This is a genomic window from Methylocystis sp. ATCC 49242 (assembly GCF_000188155.2).
GTDB lineage: Bacteria > Pseudomonadota > Alphaproteobacteria > Rhizobiales > Beijerinckiaceae > Methylocystis.
In genome coordinates this window covers 2,896,167-2,909,835 of record NZ_KE124774.1, presented here as the reverse complement: position 1 = coordinate 2,909,835, position 13,669 = coordinate 2,896,167, and the positions used below count along the sequence as shown (strand labels likewise).

Sequence of the window (13,669 nt, the reverse complement as noted above, 5' to 3'; positions counted from 1 at the left end):
CTGTCCAGTAGCCCATGATGGCGCCCGCCCGAAGCGGCGCAGGCGCAAATGTCTCATCTAATATTTGGGAGAAGCGCGGGGCTGACGCAAGCGTTCAGATCGAAGAGCAGGCCCCGTCAAAGTTTCGTGGGGGCTTTATCGAATTCTTCCAGCGACTTGCCTTCCGGATCGACGACCGCGAGCGCGGCGTTGACCTCGTCGAGCAGCGGGGGCTCGCCGCCGGGCATGTTCTCCTCCGTCGCGCGGCTCAGGGCGCGGGCGTCGAGCTCCCAGCGCTTCAGTATTTCGATTTTCTGGACTTGGGTGAGGGTCGTCGCCTCCACCACTTCGGACGGGAGGTCGAAGACGGCGGTCGGCGAAATCAGGGCCTGCTCGATTTCGGCCTTGCCGAGGTTTGACGCCTGTATCTTCATCTGAACCCTCGCGTTTGCGCTCTTGCAAATTCAACGCGCGGGGAGTTGATCCTGTTCCGAAACCCGACGCCGAAGGGTTTACCGCGGGCAGACGGTCTTCACCACGAGCCGGTCGCGATGGAGGTAATATTCGAAGCATTGCTGGCCATTGACCAGAATCGGCCGCTTGCCGATCTCGGCCGCCTTCAGGAAGTCGACGATGGTTGTGCGCCCCTTGCCGTCCCAGTCCATCTCGGCCCAGGAGTAACCCGCCCGCCAGGCGGAAAAGGCGCGGACGGAGAGGAAAAAGACCGGCATCGCCACAATGGCCAGGATCAGGGCGGCGATCATCTTCCGGCGGCCGAAGGGCTGGTCCATGGTCAACTCTTCCTGAAGGGCTTCACCTCGGTCAGCGCCCAATCGGCGGTTTTCTCGCGGCAGGCCGCGCCTTGCAGTTTCTCATGGCTTTCGTCGGCCGTCACGTCGGCGAGGAAGGCGCGGCAAATCTTGCCGTCGAGCGGATAGGCTTGGCCGACGGGGGTGAAGGAGCCTCTGGCGCCCGTTTGCGGATTGTCCCAGTTGACGCTCGCGCCGCTGCCCTGCGGGTCGAGCGCCGTGCTCATCGCCGCCGCGGCGCGGCGAAGGTCCTCCGGGTCGAGCGCGCGCGAGAGTTTCAGCCCGCCGGGCTTCGGGATCGAGCCGGTTACGTCCTCCGCGCCGCCGCTCCACATGGCGGAGGAGGAGGACATGGGGATGGCGATGGAGCAGCCGGAAAGGGCGCCTGCGGCCATGAGCGCCGCAGCAATCCGCGCGGCCGGCGGGAATTGAGGAAACACGCCGCCGGCGTTATGTCTGATACGCAAGAACTGCAAAGCGCCACCTTCAAAACGCGCCGCGCCCGGGGCTGCGGTCGAGAGAGGATTTTCGCGTGAATGCGTTAACGACGGGTGACTTTGTCGAGGCCGTGGAGCCTTTCGCCTTGTTCGGACAGTGGTTCGAGGAGGCGAAACAGAAAGAACTCAACGATCCCGAGGCCATGGCGATCGCCACCGTCGACGCCGACGGCCTGCCTGACCTGCGCATGGTGCTGCTGAAGGACTGGGGGCCGGAAGGTTTCGTCTTCTACACCAACGCCGAGAGCGCCAAGGGCCGTCAGCTCGCCGGAAACATGAAGGCGGCGCTGCTCTTCCACTGGAAATCGCTGCGCCGGCAGGTGCGCGTGCGCGGCCCCGTCGAACAGGTCAGCGACGCGGAGGCGGACGCCTATTACAACAGCCGCCCGCGCGACTCCCGCATCGGCGCCTGGGCGAGCCAGCAGTCGCGCCCGCTCGAAAGCCGTTTCGCGCTGGAGAAGTCGGTCGCGACCTACGCCGCCAAATACGCCATCGGCGACATTCCGCGCCCGCCCTACTGGCGCGGCTTCCGCATCCGGCCCGTCGCCATGGAGTTCTGGTCGGACCGGCCTTTTCGCCTGCACGACCGCGTCCGTTTCTTCCGCGACGCGCCGGGCGAGGACTGGCGCAAGCAGCGGCTGTATCCATGATCGGGCGCAAAGGGGCCGCCGCCCTCGCCGTCGCGACGGCGCTTCTCTTCGCCTCGGAGGCTTCCGCGCAGGGGATCCTCGATCTCTTTGGCGCGGACGGCCCCTCCCGCCGCGCCGCGCCGCGGCCCTCGCGCGACATTCCCCGCGCGGCGGAGAAGGAGAAGAAGCGCGCCGAGCCCCGGACGAAGAAGCGCGAGGCCCGCAAAAGCGACAAGGCCGCCGAGCCCGCCAAACCCGCGACGGGCGCCGAGGCGCCGCCCCCGCCCTATGAGGCGCAGATGACGCGGCTCACCGAAGTGCTCGGGGCGCTGTCCTTTCTGCGCGACCTTTGCGGCGCGGGCGACGGCGACGACTGGCGCGGCAAAATGTCCGCCCTCCTCGACGCCGAGGCGCCGAACGGCCCGCGCCGGGACAAATTCATCGCCTCCTTCAACCGCGGTTTTCGCGGCTACGAACTCGCCTATCGGGTCTGCACGCCCAATGCGAAAACCGCGATTTCCCGCTATCTGGACGAGGCGTCGCGGCTGTCGCTCGACATCACCTATCGCTACGGAAGTCCGTAACGGTTTTTACAAGCGGTAAACCCTTCAGGTGTGCCGCTTGGTAATTACTAAATCTGATCAGGAAACGCTGAGTTATTTCCTAGGTCATTTTGTTCCAAGAGTAGTTGACGCTTGTAAAGTGTTTCACGGTATTCCTGAGCCTCAATGTCTTTGAAAAATGGAGCGTCGGGCGCTAGCCGCTTTACGGCGACTTCAACCTCGTCGAGAGAGGCTCGGAAAAATTCCTTCCTATAATTTTGGGTGTTTATTCGTGTTTGTTCAAACTCTGCATGAAGCATCCTTTCGAGAAGTGGCGCATCGTCACTGTAAATGATGGCGTGTGTGTCGAAAATGAATGGGACACTTGCGTCACCCAACTCTCGAACTCGATCTAAGGGATCGAGTCGTCGAGTTAAACCGATTTTTACTACGCCTTCTCCGAAAGAACCGATGTTAGAGATAATGTAAACGTAACCAGATCGAGTTTTCTCTGCCATAGCTTTGGCGCGCTCCGCCTTCGCGTGCGCTTCTTCCAACTGTTTCTCAAGCAATTTTATCTGTTCGTCATACGCACTTATCCGTTCTCCAGTTATATTGGCTGCTTCTAATTTTGCCTTTTCTAGAAGCTTCGTGTAATGTTCTTCTTGACGTTCGGCCTCCTCCATGTCGCGCAGCAAACGCTGCTCCTCCCGCTGAGTGTCCGTCCTGAAAGATGTTGAATCGAATGAATCTGTTGTGATGGATGGGAGGCGGTCTGATTCGTAGGAGGCCGTCGATGTGGACGAAGGCAAACCGGGCGAAATACAATCGCGACAGGTTACGTTATCCGAGTGATGTGACGGACGAGGAGTGGGGGCATGTGGCGCCGCTTATTCCTCCGGCCAAGCGTGGCGGGCGCAAGCGTGAAGTGGACATGCGGGCGGTGTTCAACGCCATCATGTATGTGCTGAGCACGGGATGCCAATGGCGGTACATTCCCAAGGATTTTCCCCCGAAGAGCACAGTGTATCGTTATTTTTGCGATTGGGCCTGGTGCGGCGTTCTGGATCGCATGCACGACGCGCTCTACGTCATGTGTCGCGAACGAGCGGAACGAGAGGCGAGCCCCACCGCGGCGATCATCGATAGTCAGAGCGTGAAGAGCGCGGAAAAAGGGGGGCGCGCATTGATCCGCATGGCTATGACGCCGGCAAAAAGATCAAAGGCAAGAAACGCCACGTACTCGTCGATACGCAAGGTTTGTTGATGGGCGCCGTCGTTCACGGCGCCGACATTCAGGACCGAGACGGCGGCGTCTTGCTGCTTTCGACGTTGCATGGGCGGTTTCCCTTTCTTGAAAAGCTGTTGGCTGACAGCGCCTATCAGGGACCGATCTTCGCCGACGCAACGGGCAAAATCCTACCGTGTCTCAAAATCGAGATTATAAAACGATCCGATCAGGCGAAGGGCTTCGTGAAATTGCCCATGCGCTGGATCGTCGAAAGATCAATCGCCTGGCTAAACCGCTGTAGAAGACTGGCCAAGGATTGGGAAAACCTCAATATCACAGCGCTCGTGTTCCTGCGTTTCGCGTCGATTCGGCTCATGCTACGAAAGCTCTGCAATTGTTGACTAACTTCTGGGACGGACTCTGAAGTCTGGCAGCCTCCGCACGTTCATCTCGTTCATGCTTTAATTTTTCACGATATTCGTGGGTAAGATAAAGCTCTTCCAACTTAAGCTTCAAGAAATCATCAGATATGAAGATTTTACTTGAGCTATTTAAGTTGTCTATCTGCTCTTTTGCTTTAACAATTCGCTTTTCCATAGCGTTGACGTTATTCCATCTAGTGTTAGCTATGGCCGCTTCACACTCATTGTTGAATGCTCGCAGGGTAAGCCTAATTGCACGATTCGTCATCGTCTGCCCTTTGGACTGACTACCATCCAAAGTCCAGCTTGTAGTACAAAATACTGCTGTTTTCAGTGAGATCATTTCCTTTTGATTTTCGCGTATTCTCAAGATATTCTGTTTATATTCTTCACTATCACTGAAATCGAAATGTGGCTCATAGACTCCCATTTCGGCAAAAGCTAAACGATCATCGAAAATAGCTACTTCGGAAGCTAAATGGTCATAAATTTCCTTCTTTTCTCTGTAAGATGCCTTAATAGCTTCTATTTCTTGGATACAGGAACTCTTCGCTTTCTCGAATTGGGTATGGTATGCAAATTTCAGTTGCTCGAATTTTTGATCCAGCTGCTCAATTTCAGTTTGAATGCGACCTCTTTCTTCGTCGAGATTGGTTATCGGCGAGAAGTGCAACTCTAGAGGGTGTTATGTACTTTGGTGATTGATTGTCTTAGTAGAATCGGATGTCTCCGATTCGCAAACCTTATCCGTCTGACGTCAGCGACGAAGAATGGTCGCTGGTTGCGCCTTATCTGACGCTCATGGACGAAGGCGCGCCGCAGCGTCAACATTCGCTGCGCGAGCTGTTCAACGGCCTGCGTTACGTGCTGCGCTACGGCATCGCCTGGCGCGCCATGCCCAACGATCTGCCGCCATGGTTCGCCGTGTATCAGCAATCGCAGCGCTGGCTGTCGGCGGGCGTGTTCGAGGCGCTTGCGCAGGATCTGCGCGCCCAGTTGCGCGTCGCTTCCGGGCGGGCGGCGGAGCCGACGGCGGCGATCATCGACAGCCGCACCTTGCGCTCGACCCCTGAGAGCGGCCCACGAGCGGGCTATGACGGCGCGAAGCGAAAGCGCGGCTCGAAGCTGCACATGGCAGTCGACACATTGGGCCATTTGCTGGCGTTGCATGTCACGCCGGCGAATGTCGATGACCGCGCCGAGGTCGGCAAGCTCATCGCAGCCGTGCAGGATGTGACAGGCGAAAGCGTCGAACTCGTTTATGTCGATCAGGGCTACACCGGCGAAAAGGCGTCCGAGGCGGCGAAGGCGCAAGGCGCCGAACTGTGCGTCGTCAAACTTGCCGAAGCGAAGAAGGGCTTCGTGTTGCTGCCCAAGCGCTGGGTGGTCGAGCGTTCATTCGCCTGGGCGACGCGATGCAGGCGGCTCGTCAAAGACTACGAGCGCTATGCTCAGACCCTCGCAGGACTCCACGTCGTCGCCTTCGCATGTCTCATGCTCAAGCGCGCAGCAGATTTCATGATCCAAGGTGCATAACACCCTCTAGGTCGCGCAAAGCAATTTGGGCTTCCGTGAGCGCCCGGCGGTAATTGATCCACTTGTACACGGCGAAGCAAAGAGCAGATGAAGCTATCAACGTTAGTCCAATCATAGTGGTGCATAAAAAAGAATAGGTCACATCGATCCCTTAAGTTCTTATAATCCATTAAGGAATAGGCTATTAGCTTTGCTCCCTACGAGCAAGTGAGTCGCCCCTCGTGTTTACGAGAAACACGAGGGGCGTGCGGAACTCCCGCATTTCGGCAAGCGAGGACAGGTCTCAGATCGAGACCTAATCACCGAGCATGAAAACATCACCTATCGCTACGGAAGTCCGTAACAGTTTTTACAAGCCCGAATTAACCGTTTGGAAAGAGGCGTGTCGCGCGGGGCGGGCGGCTTGTCTAGAGTGCGCTTCATGACGCAACTGACATTCGCCTCTCTCGACGAGGCGGGCGGGGAGCAACACCGCGCCGCGCTCGCCTATGTGACCGAAGCTTTCGCCGAAGCGATCCTCGCCGGCATAGAGAGCGATTCCTTCGCTCAGGCCGCGCTGTCGGCCGCCCTGCGCGAGCTCGTCGCGACCTATGGCGAAGAGGCTGTGGCGACATTCGCGGAGGCGCTGCCTGGCCGCCTGCGCGCGGGCGAATTCACGCTGACCGCCCGCCACTAGCGATTTGGCGGCCGCAACAGCCAAAAGGCGACTGACTTTTGGCGCTGAATGAGGCAATACAACCAAGCGTAACGGCGCGGCGGGCGATTTTCGCGCAAGCCCGCGCGCATATTGGCCAGGCCGTTTTCGGCGCCGGCGCAGCTTGAAACGACATGTCCCGCACGCTGCTATGCCTCGCCCGCCACGGCGAGACCAACTGGAATATCGAACGGCGCTTTCAGGGCCAGTTCGACATCGCGCTCAACGCCCGCGGCCGCGCCCAGGCGCAGGCGCTGGCCCGCGAGCTCGACGAAAAACATTTCGACCGAGTCTATTCGAGCGATCTGCGCCGGGCGCTGACGACCGCGGAAGCCGTCGCCGAGGGACGGGGGCTGAAAATCCGGACGGTTCCCGAGCTGCGCGAGAAGAATGACGGCGTCTGGCAGGGTCACACCCACGCCGAAGTGCAGGTCATCTACGAAGACATCTATCCGCATTATCTGAGCCGGAAGGCCAGCTTCGCCGCGCCCGACGGCGAGACTCTCGAGCAGTTTCGCGAGCGAGTCGCGGCGGCCCTGACCGCCATCGCGCGCGAAAACGAGGGGCGCACCGTGCTGGTGGTCGCCCATGCGGGCGTGCTCGACATCGCCTGGCGCCTCGCCACGGGCAAGCGGCTCGACGAGAAGCGCGAATATCCGGTGCTGAACGCCACGCCGAACTGGATCGCTTACGAGGACGGCAAATGGTCGCTCGTCGACTGGGCCCGGCCGGAGGGGCGCCCCGAGATCGCCGCGCCCTGGGACGGGTCCAAGCTGCCGCGGCGCGAGGCGGCCCGCGCGCTCATCGTCGAGACGGGCGGCCGCGCGCTGCTGATGCAATACGCCGGCGGGCTGTCGCCGCATTTCCTGGAGCTTGGCCATCATCACTTCTGGGCGACGCCGGGCGGCGCGCTGAAGGAGGGCGAGAGCTTCACGGCCGCCCTGCGCCGCGAGGTCTATGAGGAGACCGGCCTCGTCGTCTCCGGCGATCCCGGCCCCGTCGTCGCCACGCGCGAATTCCCGATGGAGCTGGGCGAGGACTGGCATCAGGCGGTCGAGCGCTATTATCTCATCCGCACCGAGGAATTCGCGCCCGCTCCGCAAGGGCAGACGGAAGAGGAAAAGACCCACACGCTGGGCTGGCGCTGGTGGAGCCCGGAGGAGATCGCCGCCTCGCGCGAGCTGATCTTTCCCGAGGGGCTGGAAGCGTTGTTGCGCAAGGTTATGTCGTAATCAGGCGCTCTTGCGGGCGGTGAGCCACATCGCCGCGATGAAGAAGCCCTTCGAGAGCGGCAGCAGCAGGAGCGCGCAGGCGATCGTCACGACGGCGAGGATCGAGAACTCCTGCCAGAGCGGCAGCAAGTCGCCGCGCTCCAGAAAGATCAGCAGCGGAATGACGATATGCGCCGTAAGGCCGATCGTCAGCCACGCCGGGCCGTCGTCCGCGTCGAGGCCGTCGAAGCTCTCATGGCAATGGGGGCAGGCCGCTTCCCGTTTCAGATAGCCGTTGAAAAGCTTTCCCTCCCCGCAGCGGGGGCATTTCATCATGATCCCGCGCCACAGGGATTTCTTCGGCGACGTCGCGTTACCCATACATCCTCCCCGATCCGCCGGGCGCGATTACGCTTTCTTCACATTCGCGCCGGGCGAATCCGCCGCTCCCGATTCGGACCGGCTTCGTGCCGGTCCCGTACCGGATTTCCCGATTAGAAACAGCGCGTCGCGTCGTCGCATTTACGCTTTCTTTACGTTGTCTCGCGCCCCTCGCTCACCCTCGAAGGCCGCCGCGCGGACAAAATTTCGGGCGCGCTTCAAAAACCCGGCCCTGGGTTCCACGAATGATCGAAGAGCGCAACATGCGAAAAATACTTAATCCCGGCTGCGGTGGTCTCCCTTCTTCGCGGGCGATGGCCGGGTCGCCGGCGTCGGTCGCCGCCGTGGAAGTCAGCAATCAGCGCATAGGGGTGACGGGAGCTGACGGCGCATGCGTCGCGCCGGCGCCGAATTGCCCCGACGCCGGCCCCGACCGGGCAAGCTTAGGCGCGACAGCAGCCATGTGACGCGATTACGGCGCTTGTGGCAACATTCAGAAAAGGAAATAATAAATCATGTTAAAGCTGAGGCTTCACAATGACATCATCTCTGTACGTGATCAATCCGGCGGCCGATTTTCCGACCTATTTCGGCGCGGAGGTTCTTGCCGCTTCGGGACAGCCCGCCGGCGTGATGATGGCCGACCTCGCCGCCGCGACGGTCGCGGCTCTGGCGCCGGGCGACTTCCGGATTTCCATTTGCGATGAAACGGTGTCGCCGGTCGATTACGACCATCCGGCGGACTGGATCCTGATCACCGGCAAGGTCAGCCAGCGCGGCCGCATGACCGCGATCGCCGACGCGTTCCGGCGTCGCGGCAAGAAGGTCGTCATCGGCGGCCCCTATGCCAGCCTCAGCCCCGCCCGCCTGCGCGACCATTGCGACGTGATGGTGTGCGGCGAGGCGGAGGAAATCGCCGGCAAGGTCTTCGCGGATCTTCGCGCCGGCCGGCCGAACGACGCCTATTTCGGCGACAAGCCCTCGCTCGCCCTCACGCCGGCGCCGCGCTGGGATCTCTATCCCAACGATCGCGCGCTGCTAGGGGCCGTGCAGACCTCGCGCGGCTGTCCGTTCGAATGCGAGTTCTGCGACGTCATCCAGTATCTGGGGCGCAGGCAGCGCCACAAGCCCATCGCGCATGTCATCGCCGAACTCGACGCACTCTGGGCGCAGGGCTATCGCGCGGCCTTTCTGGCCGACGACAATTTCACGGCCTATCGTGCGCATTGCAAGGAACTGCTCGCGGCGATCGCCGATTGGCGGCGCGATCACCCCATGGATTTCGTCACGCAAATCTCCATCGACGCGACCCGCGACGAGGAACTGCTCGACATGTGCGTCGCGGCCGGCCTCAACCAGGTCTTCGTCGGCATCGAGACGCCGAATATCGAGAGCCTGCGCGAGACGGGCAAGCGGCAGAATTTGAAGATCAATCTCGTCGACGAAGTGCAGAAGCTCGTCGACCACGGGATTTCCGTCATGGGCGGCATGATCGTCGGCTTCGACCACGACGGTCCGAACGTCTTCGCCCAGCAATATGATTTCGCCATGGCGACCGCGATTCCGATGTTCAGCCTCGGCGCCCTTATGGCCTCCGAGGCGACGCCGCTTTACGACCGCATCACGAGCGAAGGGCGCCTTCTCTCCGGCGGCGTCGAGACGCAGGCGGTGCCGTGGAGCTCCAACATCCAGTCGAAGACGATGAGCATGGAGGAGCTTCATCACGGCATGAAGAATCTCTGCAACGCGCTCTATGCGCCGGCGGCCTTCGGCGAGCGGATGCTGCGCTTCATCGAGACCTTCGGCCGGGAGCGCAAGGGGCCGGAGCCGGCTCCGCTCGACGTGTCGAAGCTGCGCGATATCGAGCGCCAGGCGATGCAGGTGGGGATGGACGTGCGCAAGATGGGCGAGCCGGAAGGCCGCATGTGGAACAGGGTCTGGGGCGCGGCCGTGCGTAAGCCCTCCACGATGACCATCGTCGCGCGCATCATGTTCCAATACGCCCAGGCCCGGCACATGTTCGCGAAGGGCAATTACTGGGAGCCGCAACTCGCCATGCCGCCCGCTCCCCAGCCGGCGCGTCACGCGGAGCCCGCGCCGGCGGAATAAGGGCGCAGGAGCGCCCTTTCATTGTCCGGGCCGATCTTCAAAAAGGCGCGGCCTTCGGGCGGCGCCATTGCCATTCCCCGCGGTCTGCGCTAGCTCGACCCGTCTTTTCCGCGTCTCCCCCGAAGCCCTCCGGCCTCCATTCCCGGCGGGAGACGCGCGCGAGCGGAGCTGATCTCGATGAAACTTCCCAATCAATTCTACCGTCCGCTGGCCATCGGCGCGCCCGCTCCCTACCGCGAGCCGCCGGTGAAGGTGGAGCGCATGATCCATTTCGTGCCGCCGCATATCGAGAAAATGCGCGCGAAAGTTCCGGATATCGCGAAACAGGTCGACGTGGTGCTCGGCAATCTCGAGGACGCCATTCCCGCCGACGCCAAGGAGGCCGCCCGCGCCGGCTTCATCGAAATGGCGAAGTCCACCGACTTCGGCTCCACCGGCCTGTGGACGCGCATGAATTCGCTGAACAGCCCCTGGGCGCTCGACGACATGATCGAGGTCGTGGGCGCGGTGGGGAACAAGCTCGACGTCGTCATGCTGCCCAAGGTCGAAGGCCCTTGGGACATCGCCTATCTCGACCAGCTGCTCGCGCAGCTGGAGGGGAAGAACGGCGTCACCAAGCCGATCATGATCCACGCGATTCTGGAGACGGCCGAGGGCGTGAAGAATGTCGACGCCATCGCGGCCGCCTCGCCGCGCATGCACGGCATTTCGCTCGGCCCGGCGGACCTCGCGGCCTCGCGCGCCATGAAGACGACGCGCGTCGGCGGCGGCCATCCGGAATACAAGGTCATCGCGGACGCCCAAGGAGACGCGCCGCGCGCGACCTTCCAGCAGGATCTCTGGCATTACACCATCGCCAAGATGGTCGACGCCTGCGCCTCCGCCGGCATCAAGGCCTTCTATGGCCCCTTCGGCGACTTCTCGGACCCGGCCGCCTGCGAATCGCAGTTCCGCAACGCCTTCCTTCTGGGCTGCGCCGGCGCCTGGTCGCTTCATCCGACCCAGATCGACATCGCCAAGCGCGTCTTCTCGCCCGATCCGGCGGAAGTCGCCTTCGCGAGGCGCGTGCTGGAGGCCATGCCCGACGGCACCGGCGCGGTGATGATCGACGGCCGCATGCAGGACGACGCGACCTGGAAGCAGTGCAAGGTCGTCGTCGACCTCGCAAGGCAGGTCGCGGCGAAGGATGCGGATTTCGCGAAGATTTACGGATTCTAAAATAAAGAAGGCCGGCCTCGCGGGGCCGGCCTTTTCGTTTCAGCGCGTCGCGCTCAGAGCTTCGCCAGCGTCGATTCGGCGCTCGATACGGTCGCGAGGCTCGAATTTTCCTCGACATTGATCCATTCGACGACGCCGTCCCTGACGATCGCCGAATAGCGCTTGCCGCGCACGCCGAGTCCATGCTCGGTCAGATCGAGTTCGAGCCCCATGGCCCTCGCGAGCACGGCGGAGCCGTCGGCGAGACCGTCGATCTTGCCGCTCGCGCCCTTCTCCTTCAGCCAGGCGTCGAGGGTGAAGATGTCGTTGACCGCGGTCACCGCCACGGCGTCGACGCCCTTGGACTTGATCTCGTCGGCCTTCTCGACGAAGCCCGGCAGGTGCTTCGTGTGGCAGGTCGGCGTATAGGCGCCCGGCACCGAAAAAAGCGCGATCTTGCGACCGGCGAAATAATCCTTGGATTTGATCGTCTGCGGGCCGTCCTTGCCCATGACGGTCAGTGTGACGTCGGGAATTCTGTCGCCGGCCTTGATGGTCATGCTGCCTCTCGCTCATTGCTTCGGGTTGGGTGAAACTGCCTTCTACTTAGCGCGATTTGCAGCCCTGTCTCCAGTTGGGGAGACGGATTTTGCGCGGTTTCGCCCACGCGTTTTCCGCGAAATGGTCTTGTGACCCGCGCGAAGGGAAGGCAACATGAGGCCAGTGGCGGATCGGAGATAAACTTCTCCAGGCGCGAGCTTTTTCAGGGAGGAATGACGATGTCGGACGAGCAGTCGAAGGCGTGGGTGTGGAGCCAGTATCGGGGCGAACTTCCGGCCGGGGAGCCCGCGCCGGCCGCCGCCGATCCAGCGCCAGCCGCCGCTCCTGCCGCCGAACCGCCCGCCGAGGCGGTTGCGGTCAAGACGCCCGTCGCAGCGGCGAAGAAGGCGAGCATGTCGGGTCTCGCGATCGCCGCAGCGGTTCTCGTCATCGCCGGTCTGACCTGGCTTTTCACGACCCGTCCCGCCTCCAATCCCGCGCCCGAGGCGCCGACTGAAGCCGCCGCCCCCGCTCCCGCCGCCGAGAGCGCCCCGGCGCCCGCCGCGGCGCCGCCCGCCGAACAGCCTCCCGCTGCCGCCCCCGCGGCGCCAGAGGCGCCCAAGGCCGCCGCTCCCGCCGAGCCGGCAAAGCCCGCCGGCAAGAAAAAGAAGAAATCGAAAAGGTCGCATGACGAAGATTGAGGCCTTGGCGCGGCCCGGGCGCCGCCGCCCGGCGCCGCCATCAGGTCCGCCAGGGATGCTCCGGCAGGTCGCAGACGCCGAGCGTGTCGACGCCCGCCTTCGCCACGGCGTGGTCATTCTCGACCGATGAGCCGCTGACCCCGATGGCGCCGATCATGACGCCCTGCCCGTCGACGATGGGCAGGCCGCCGGGGAAGGTGATGAGCCCGTCGTTCGAGTGTTCGATGCCGTAGAGCGGGCCGCCCGGCTGCGACAGCTTGCCGATCTGGCCGGTCGGCATGCCGAAGAAGACGGCCGTCTTCGCCTTCTTCATCGCAATATCGACGCTGCCGACCCAGGCGTCGTCCATGCGATGAAACGCTTTCAGCACGCCGCCCGAGTCGACGACGGCGATGCACATCTGGGTCTTGAGTTCGAGCGCCTTGCTGCGGGCGGCGGCGATGGCTTTCTCCGCCTGTTCGATCGATACGTGCACGGCCGTCTTCCTTGTTGCGTCCGGGAAACATCTCGACATCAACTAGGGCGCGGCCGGCCGATGTTAAGCGTTCAGCGCGACGCCGCTTCAACCGCCTTCGAGACGAGCGCCTTGGCGTCCGCGGAATGCCAGGCGGCCGGGCCGTTCATCAGTCCGATCTGGCAGCCGTCGGGGCCGATCAGAATGGTGACGGGAAGCCCAAGCGCCTTGCCCGCCTGTTTCAGCTCGAAGAAAATATTGGCCTTGGGGTCGGCGTTGAGGTCGAGCGACTTGACGCCAGTCTCCTCGAAGAACTTTTTCGGCCGCTCGAGCCTCGACGTGTCGATATTGACCGTCACGACCTGAAACCTGTTGGAGCCCAGGTCGGCCTGAAGCTTGTCGAGCTCCGGCATTTCCGCGCGGCAGGGCACGCACCATGTCGCCCAGACATTGAAGAGGAGGGTCTTGCCCCTGAAGGCGGACAGCGAGGTCGCCTTGCCGTCGGGACCGTTGAAGGCGAAGTCGGGCAAGGCCTCGGGCTTTTTCGAGATATTCATCGCCGCGACATCGCCCCTAGCGAGATCCTTCACGCTGTCGGCGATCCTGGCCGACGCCCCGCAGGCTTCCTCCGCCAGCGCTTCCTTGCCGCTCGGCCCGCCCAAGTATAGAAAACCGGCGCTGGCCGCGACAACAGCGAGCGACGTCAGGCGTCGCGGGAAGGCGGACGGTGTTTTCAT

The 13,669-nt window shown here is 62.4% G+C and carries 18 protein-coding genes; 9 read left to right on the top strand and 9 right to left on the bottom strand.

The genetic code is table 11. From position 1 onward, the window contains the following. Nucleotides 1–116: 116 nt before the first annotated feature. The 3 genes from MET49242_RS16230 to MET49242_RS16220 form a co-directional block, all read right to left on the bottom strand. Nucleotides 117–413: a hypothetical protein gene (locus MET49242_RS16230; protein WP_036284347.1), complete on the bottom strand. Its 297-nt coding sequence runs from the start codon at nucleotides 411–413 to the stop codon at nucleotides 117–119. Nucleotides 414–491: 78 nt separating this feature from the next. Further along, nucleotides 492–770: a hypothetical protein gene (locus tag MET49242_RS16225; protein ID WP_036284345.1), complete on the bottom strand. Its 279-nt coding sequence runs from the start codon at nucleotides 768–770 to the stop codon at nucleotides 492–494. Between the two features lie 2 nt (nucleotides 771–772). Beyond that, nucleotides 773–1,255, bottom strand: a complete 483-nt coding sequence (locus MET49242_RS16220; RefSeq protein ID WP_244430838.1) for an RT0821/Lpp0805 family surface protein — start codon at nucleotides 1,253–1,255, stop codon at nucleotides 773–775. Nucleotides 1,256–1,320: 65 nt separating this feature from the next. On the opposite strand from MET49242_RS16220, the gene pdxH reads away from it, so the two are divergent. Together pdxH and MET49242_RS16210 are read left to right on the top strand one after the other, a co-directional pair. Next, nucleotides 1,321–1,935, top strand: coding sequence for a pyridoxamine 5'-phosphate oxidase (gene pdxH / locus MET49242_RS16215; protein ID WP_036284341.1), 615 nt, complete (start codon nucleotides 1,321–1,323; stop codon nucleotides 1,933–1,935). After that, nucleotides 1,932–2,498 carry a TIGR02301 family protein gene (locus tag MET49242_RS16210; RefSeq protein ID WP_036284338.1) on the top strand — a complete coding sequence of 189 codons (567 nt, stop codon included), beginning with the start codon at nucleotides 1,932–1,934 and terminating at the stop codon, nucleotides 2,496–2,498. The genes pdxH and MET49242_RS16210 overlap by 4 nt, the downstream gene beginning before the upstream one ends. Before the next feature lie 47 nt (nucleotides 2,499–2,545). Here MET49242_RS16210 and MET49242_RS16205 read toward each other — a convergent pair whose 3' ends face one another. Further along, nucleotides 2,546–3,154, bottom strand: coding sequence for a GIY-YIG nuclease family protein (locus MET49242_RS16205; protein ID WP_244430837.1), 609 nt, complete (start codon nucleotides 3,152–3,154; stop codon nucleotides 2,546–2,548). A gap of 98 nt (nucleotides 3,155–3,252) precedes the next feature. Here MET49242_RS16205 and MET49242_RS24420 point away from each other — a divergent pair. After that, a protein-coding gene (locus tag MET49242_RS24420) for an IS5 family transposase (RefSeq protein WP_144259444.1) occupies nucleotides 3,253–4,088 on the top strand; the annotation gives its coding sequence in 2 pieces (ribosomal slippage) (nucleotides 3,253–3,637 and nucleotides 3,637–4,088; 837 coding nt in all). On the opposite strand, the gene MET49242_RS24415 is transcribed toward MET49242_RS24420, so the two are convergent. Then, on the bottom strand, nucleotides 4,060–4,782 hold the full coding sequence (locus MET49242_RS24415) for a DUF4041 domain-containing protein (protein WP_084679154.1): 723 nt from the start codon (nucleotides 4,780–4,782) through the stop codon (nucleotides 4,060–4,062). The genes MET49242_RS24420 and MET49242_RS24415 overlap by 29 nt on opposite strands. Before the next feature lie 50 nt (nucleotides 4,783–4,832). Between MET49242_RS24415 and MET49242_RS16190 the strand changes: the two genes are divergently transcribed. The 3 genes from MET49242_RS16190 (at nucleotide 4,833) to MET49242_RS16180 (ending at nucleotide 7,571) form a co-directional block, all read left to right on the top strand. Beyond that, a complete protein-coding gene (locus MET49242_RS16190) occupies nucleotides 4,833–5,645 on the top strand; it encodes an IS5 family transposase (RefSeq protein WP_036279258.1) in 813 nt (270 codons plus the stop codon). A 421-nt stretch (nucleotides 5,646–6,066) separates the two neighbouring features. After that, nucleotides 6,067–6,321 (top strand): hypothetical protein, encoded by a 255-nt coding sequence (locus MET49242_RS16185; protein WP_036284335.1) that lies wholly within the window; start codon nucleotides 6,067–6,069, stop codon nucleotides 6,319–6,321. 152 nt (nucleotides 6,322–6,473) lie between these two features. Continuing rightward, entirely contained in the window at nucleotides 6,474–7,571 is a 1,098-nt protein-coding gene (locus tag MET49242_RS16180) for a histidine phosphatase family protein (RefSeq protein ID WP_036284332.1), read from the top strand. On the opposite strand, the gene MET49242_RS16175 is transcribed toward MET49242_RS16180, so the two are convergent. Further along, the gene (locus MET49242_RS16175; protein WP_036284329.1) at nucleotides 7,572–7,931 is read right to left on the bottom strand and encodes a DUF983 domain-containing protein; all 360 of its coding nucleotides are present in this window, start codon (nucleotides 7,929–7,931) and stop codon (nucleotides 7,572–7,574) included. Nucleotides 7,932–8,468: 537 nt separating this feature from the next. Between MET49242_RS16175 and MET49242_RS16170 the strand changes: the two genes are divergently transcribed. Continuing rightward, nucleotides 8,469–10,040 carry a radical SAM protein gene (locus tag MET49242_RS16170; protein ID WP_036284326.1) on the top strand — a complete coding sequence of 524 codons (1,572 nt, stop codon included), beginning with the start codon at nucleotides 8,469–8,471 and terminating at the stop codon, nucleotides 10,038–10,040. Nucleotides 10,041–10,217: 177 nt separating this feature from the next. Then, nucleotides 10,218–11,258: a CoA ester lyase gene (locus MET49242_RS16165; RefSeq protein WP_036284323.1), complete on the top strand. Its 1,041-nt coding sequence runs from the start codon at nucleotides 10,218–10,220 to the stop codon at nucleotides 11,256–11,258. 53 nt (nucleotides 11,259–11,311) lie between these two features. Here MET49242_RS16165 and MET49242_RS16160 read toward each other — a convergent pair whose 3' ends face one another. Then, nucleotides 11,312–11,797 carry a peroxiredoxin gene (locus tag MET49242_RS16160; RefSeq protein WP_036284320.1) on the bottom strand — a complete coding sequence of 162 codons (486 nt, stop codon included), beginning with the start codon at nucleotides 11,795–11,797 and terminating at the stop codon, nucleotides 11,312–11,314. A 219-nt stretch (nucleotides 11,798–12,016) separates the two neighbouring features. Between MET49242_RS16160 and MET49242_RS16155 the strand changes: the two genes are divergently transcribed. Further along, nucleotides 12,017–12,478 (top strand): hypothetical protein, encoded by a 462-nt coding sequence (locus MET49242_RS16155; RefSeq protein ID WP_210162338.1) that lies wholly within the window; start codon nucleotides 12,017–12,019, stop codon nucleotides 12,476–12,478. A gap of 40 nt (nucleotides 12,479–12,518) precedes the next feature. On the opposite strand, the gene MET49242_RS16150 is transcribed toward MET49242_RS16155, so the two are convergent. Beyond that, nucleotides 12,519–12,953 (bottom strand): heme-binding protein, encoded by a 435-nt coding sequence (locus tag MET49242_RS16150; RefSeq protein ID WP_036284317.1) that lies wholly within the window; start codon nucleotides 12,951–12,953, stop codon nucleotides 12,519–12,521. A 71-nt stretch (nucleotides 12,954–13,024) separates the two neighbouring features. After that, entirely contained in the window at nucleotides 13,025–13,669 is a 645-nt protein-coding gene (locus tag MET49242_RS16145; RefSeq protein ID WP_036284316.1) for a TlpA disulfide reductase family protein, read from the bottom strand.

Bases quoted from the DNA above. Each gene is read 5' to 3' on its own strand.
- MET49242_RS16145 (WP_036284316.1), bottom strand. From the start codon at position 13,669: ATGAAAACACCGTCCGCCTTCCCGCGACGCCTGACGTCGCTCGCTGTT.
- MET49242_RS16175 (WP_036284329.1), bottom strand. From the start codon at position 7,931: ATGGGTAACGCGACGTCGCCGAAGAAATCCCTGTGGCGCGGGATCATG.
- MET49242_RS16155 (WP_210162338.1), top strand. From the start codon at position 12,017: ATGTCGGACGAGCAGTCGAAGGCGTGGGTGTGGAGCCAGTATCGGGGC.
- MET49242_RS16185 (WP_036284335.1), top strand. From the start codon at position 6,067: ATGACGCAACTGACATTCGCCTCTCTCGACGAGGCGGGCGGGGAGCAA.
- MET49242_RS16165 (WP_036284323.1), top strand. From the start codon at position 10,218: ATGAAACTTCCCAATCAATTCTACCGTCCGCTGGCCATCGGCGCGCCC.
- MET49242_RS16225 (WP_036284345.1), bottom strand. From the start codon at position 770: ATGGACCAGCCCTTCGGCCGCCGGAAGATGATCGCCGCCCTGATCCTG.
- MET49242_RS16210 (WP_036284338.1), top strand. From the start codon at position 1,932: ATGATCGGGCGCAAAGGGGCCGCCGCCCTCGCCGTCGCGACGGCGCTT.
- MET49242_RS16230 (WP_036284347.1), bottom strand. From the start codon at position 413: ATGAAGATACAGGCGTCAAACCTCGGCAAGGCCGAAATCGAGCAGGCC.
- MET49242_RS16190 (WP_036279258.1), top strand. From the start codon at position 4,833: ATGTCTCCGATTCGCAAACCTTATCCGTCTGACGTCAGCGACGAAGAA.
- MET49242_RS16170 (WP_036284326.1), top strand. From the start codon at position 8,469: ATGACATCATCTCTGTACGTGATCAATCCGGCGGCCGATTTTCCGACC.
- MET49242_RS16180 (WP_036284332.1), top strand. From the start codon at position 6,474: ATGTCCCGCACGCTGCTATGCCTCGCCCGCCACGGCGAGACCAACTGG.
- MET49242_RS16160 (WP_036284320.1), bottom strand. From the start codon at position 11,797: ATGACCATCAAGGCCGGCGACAGAATTCCCGACGTCACACTGACCGTC.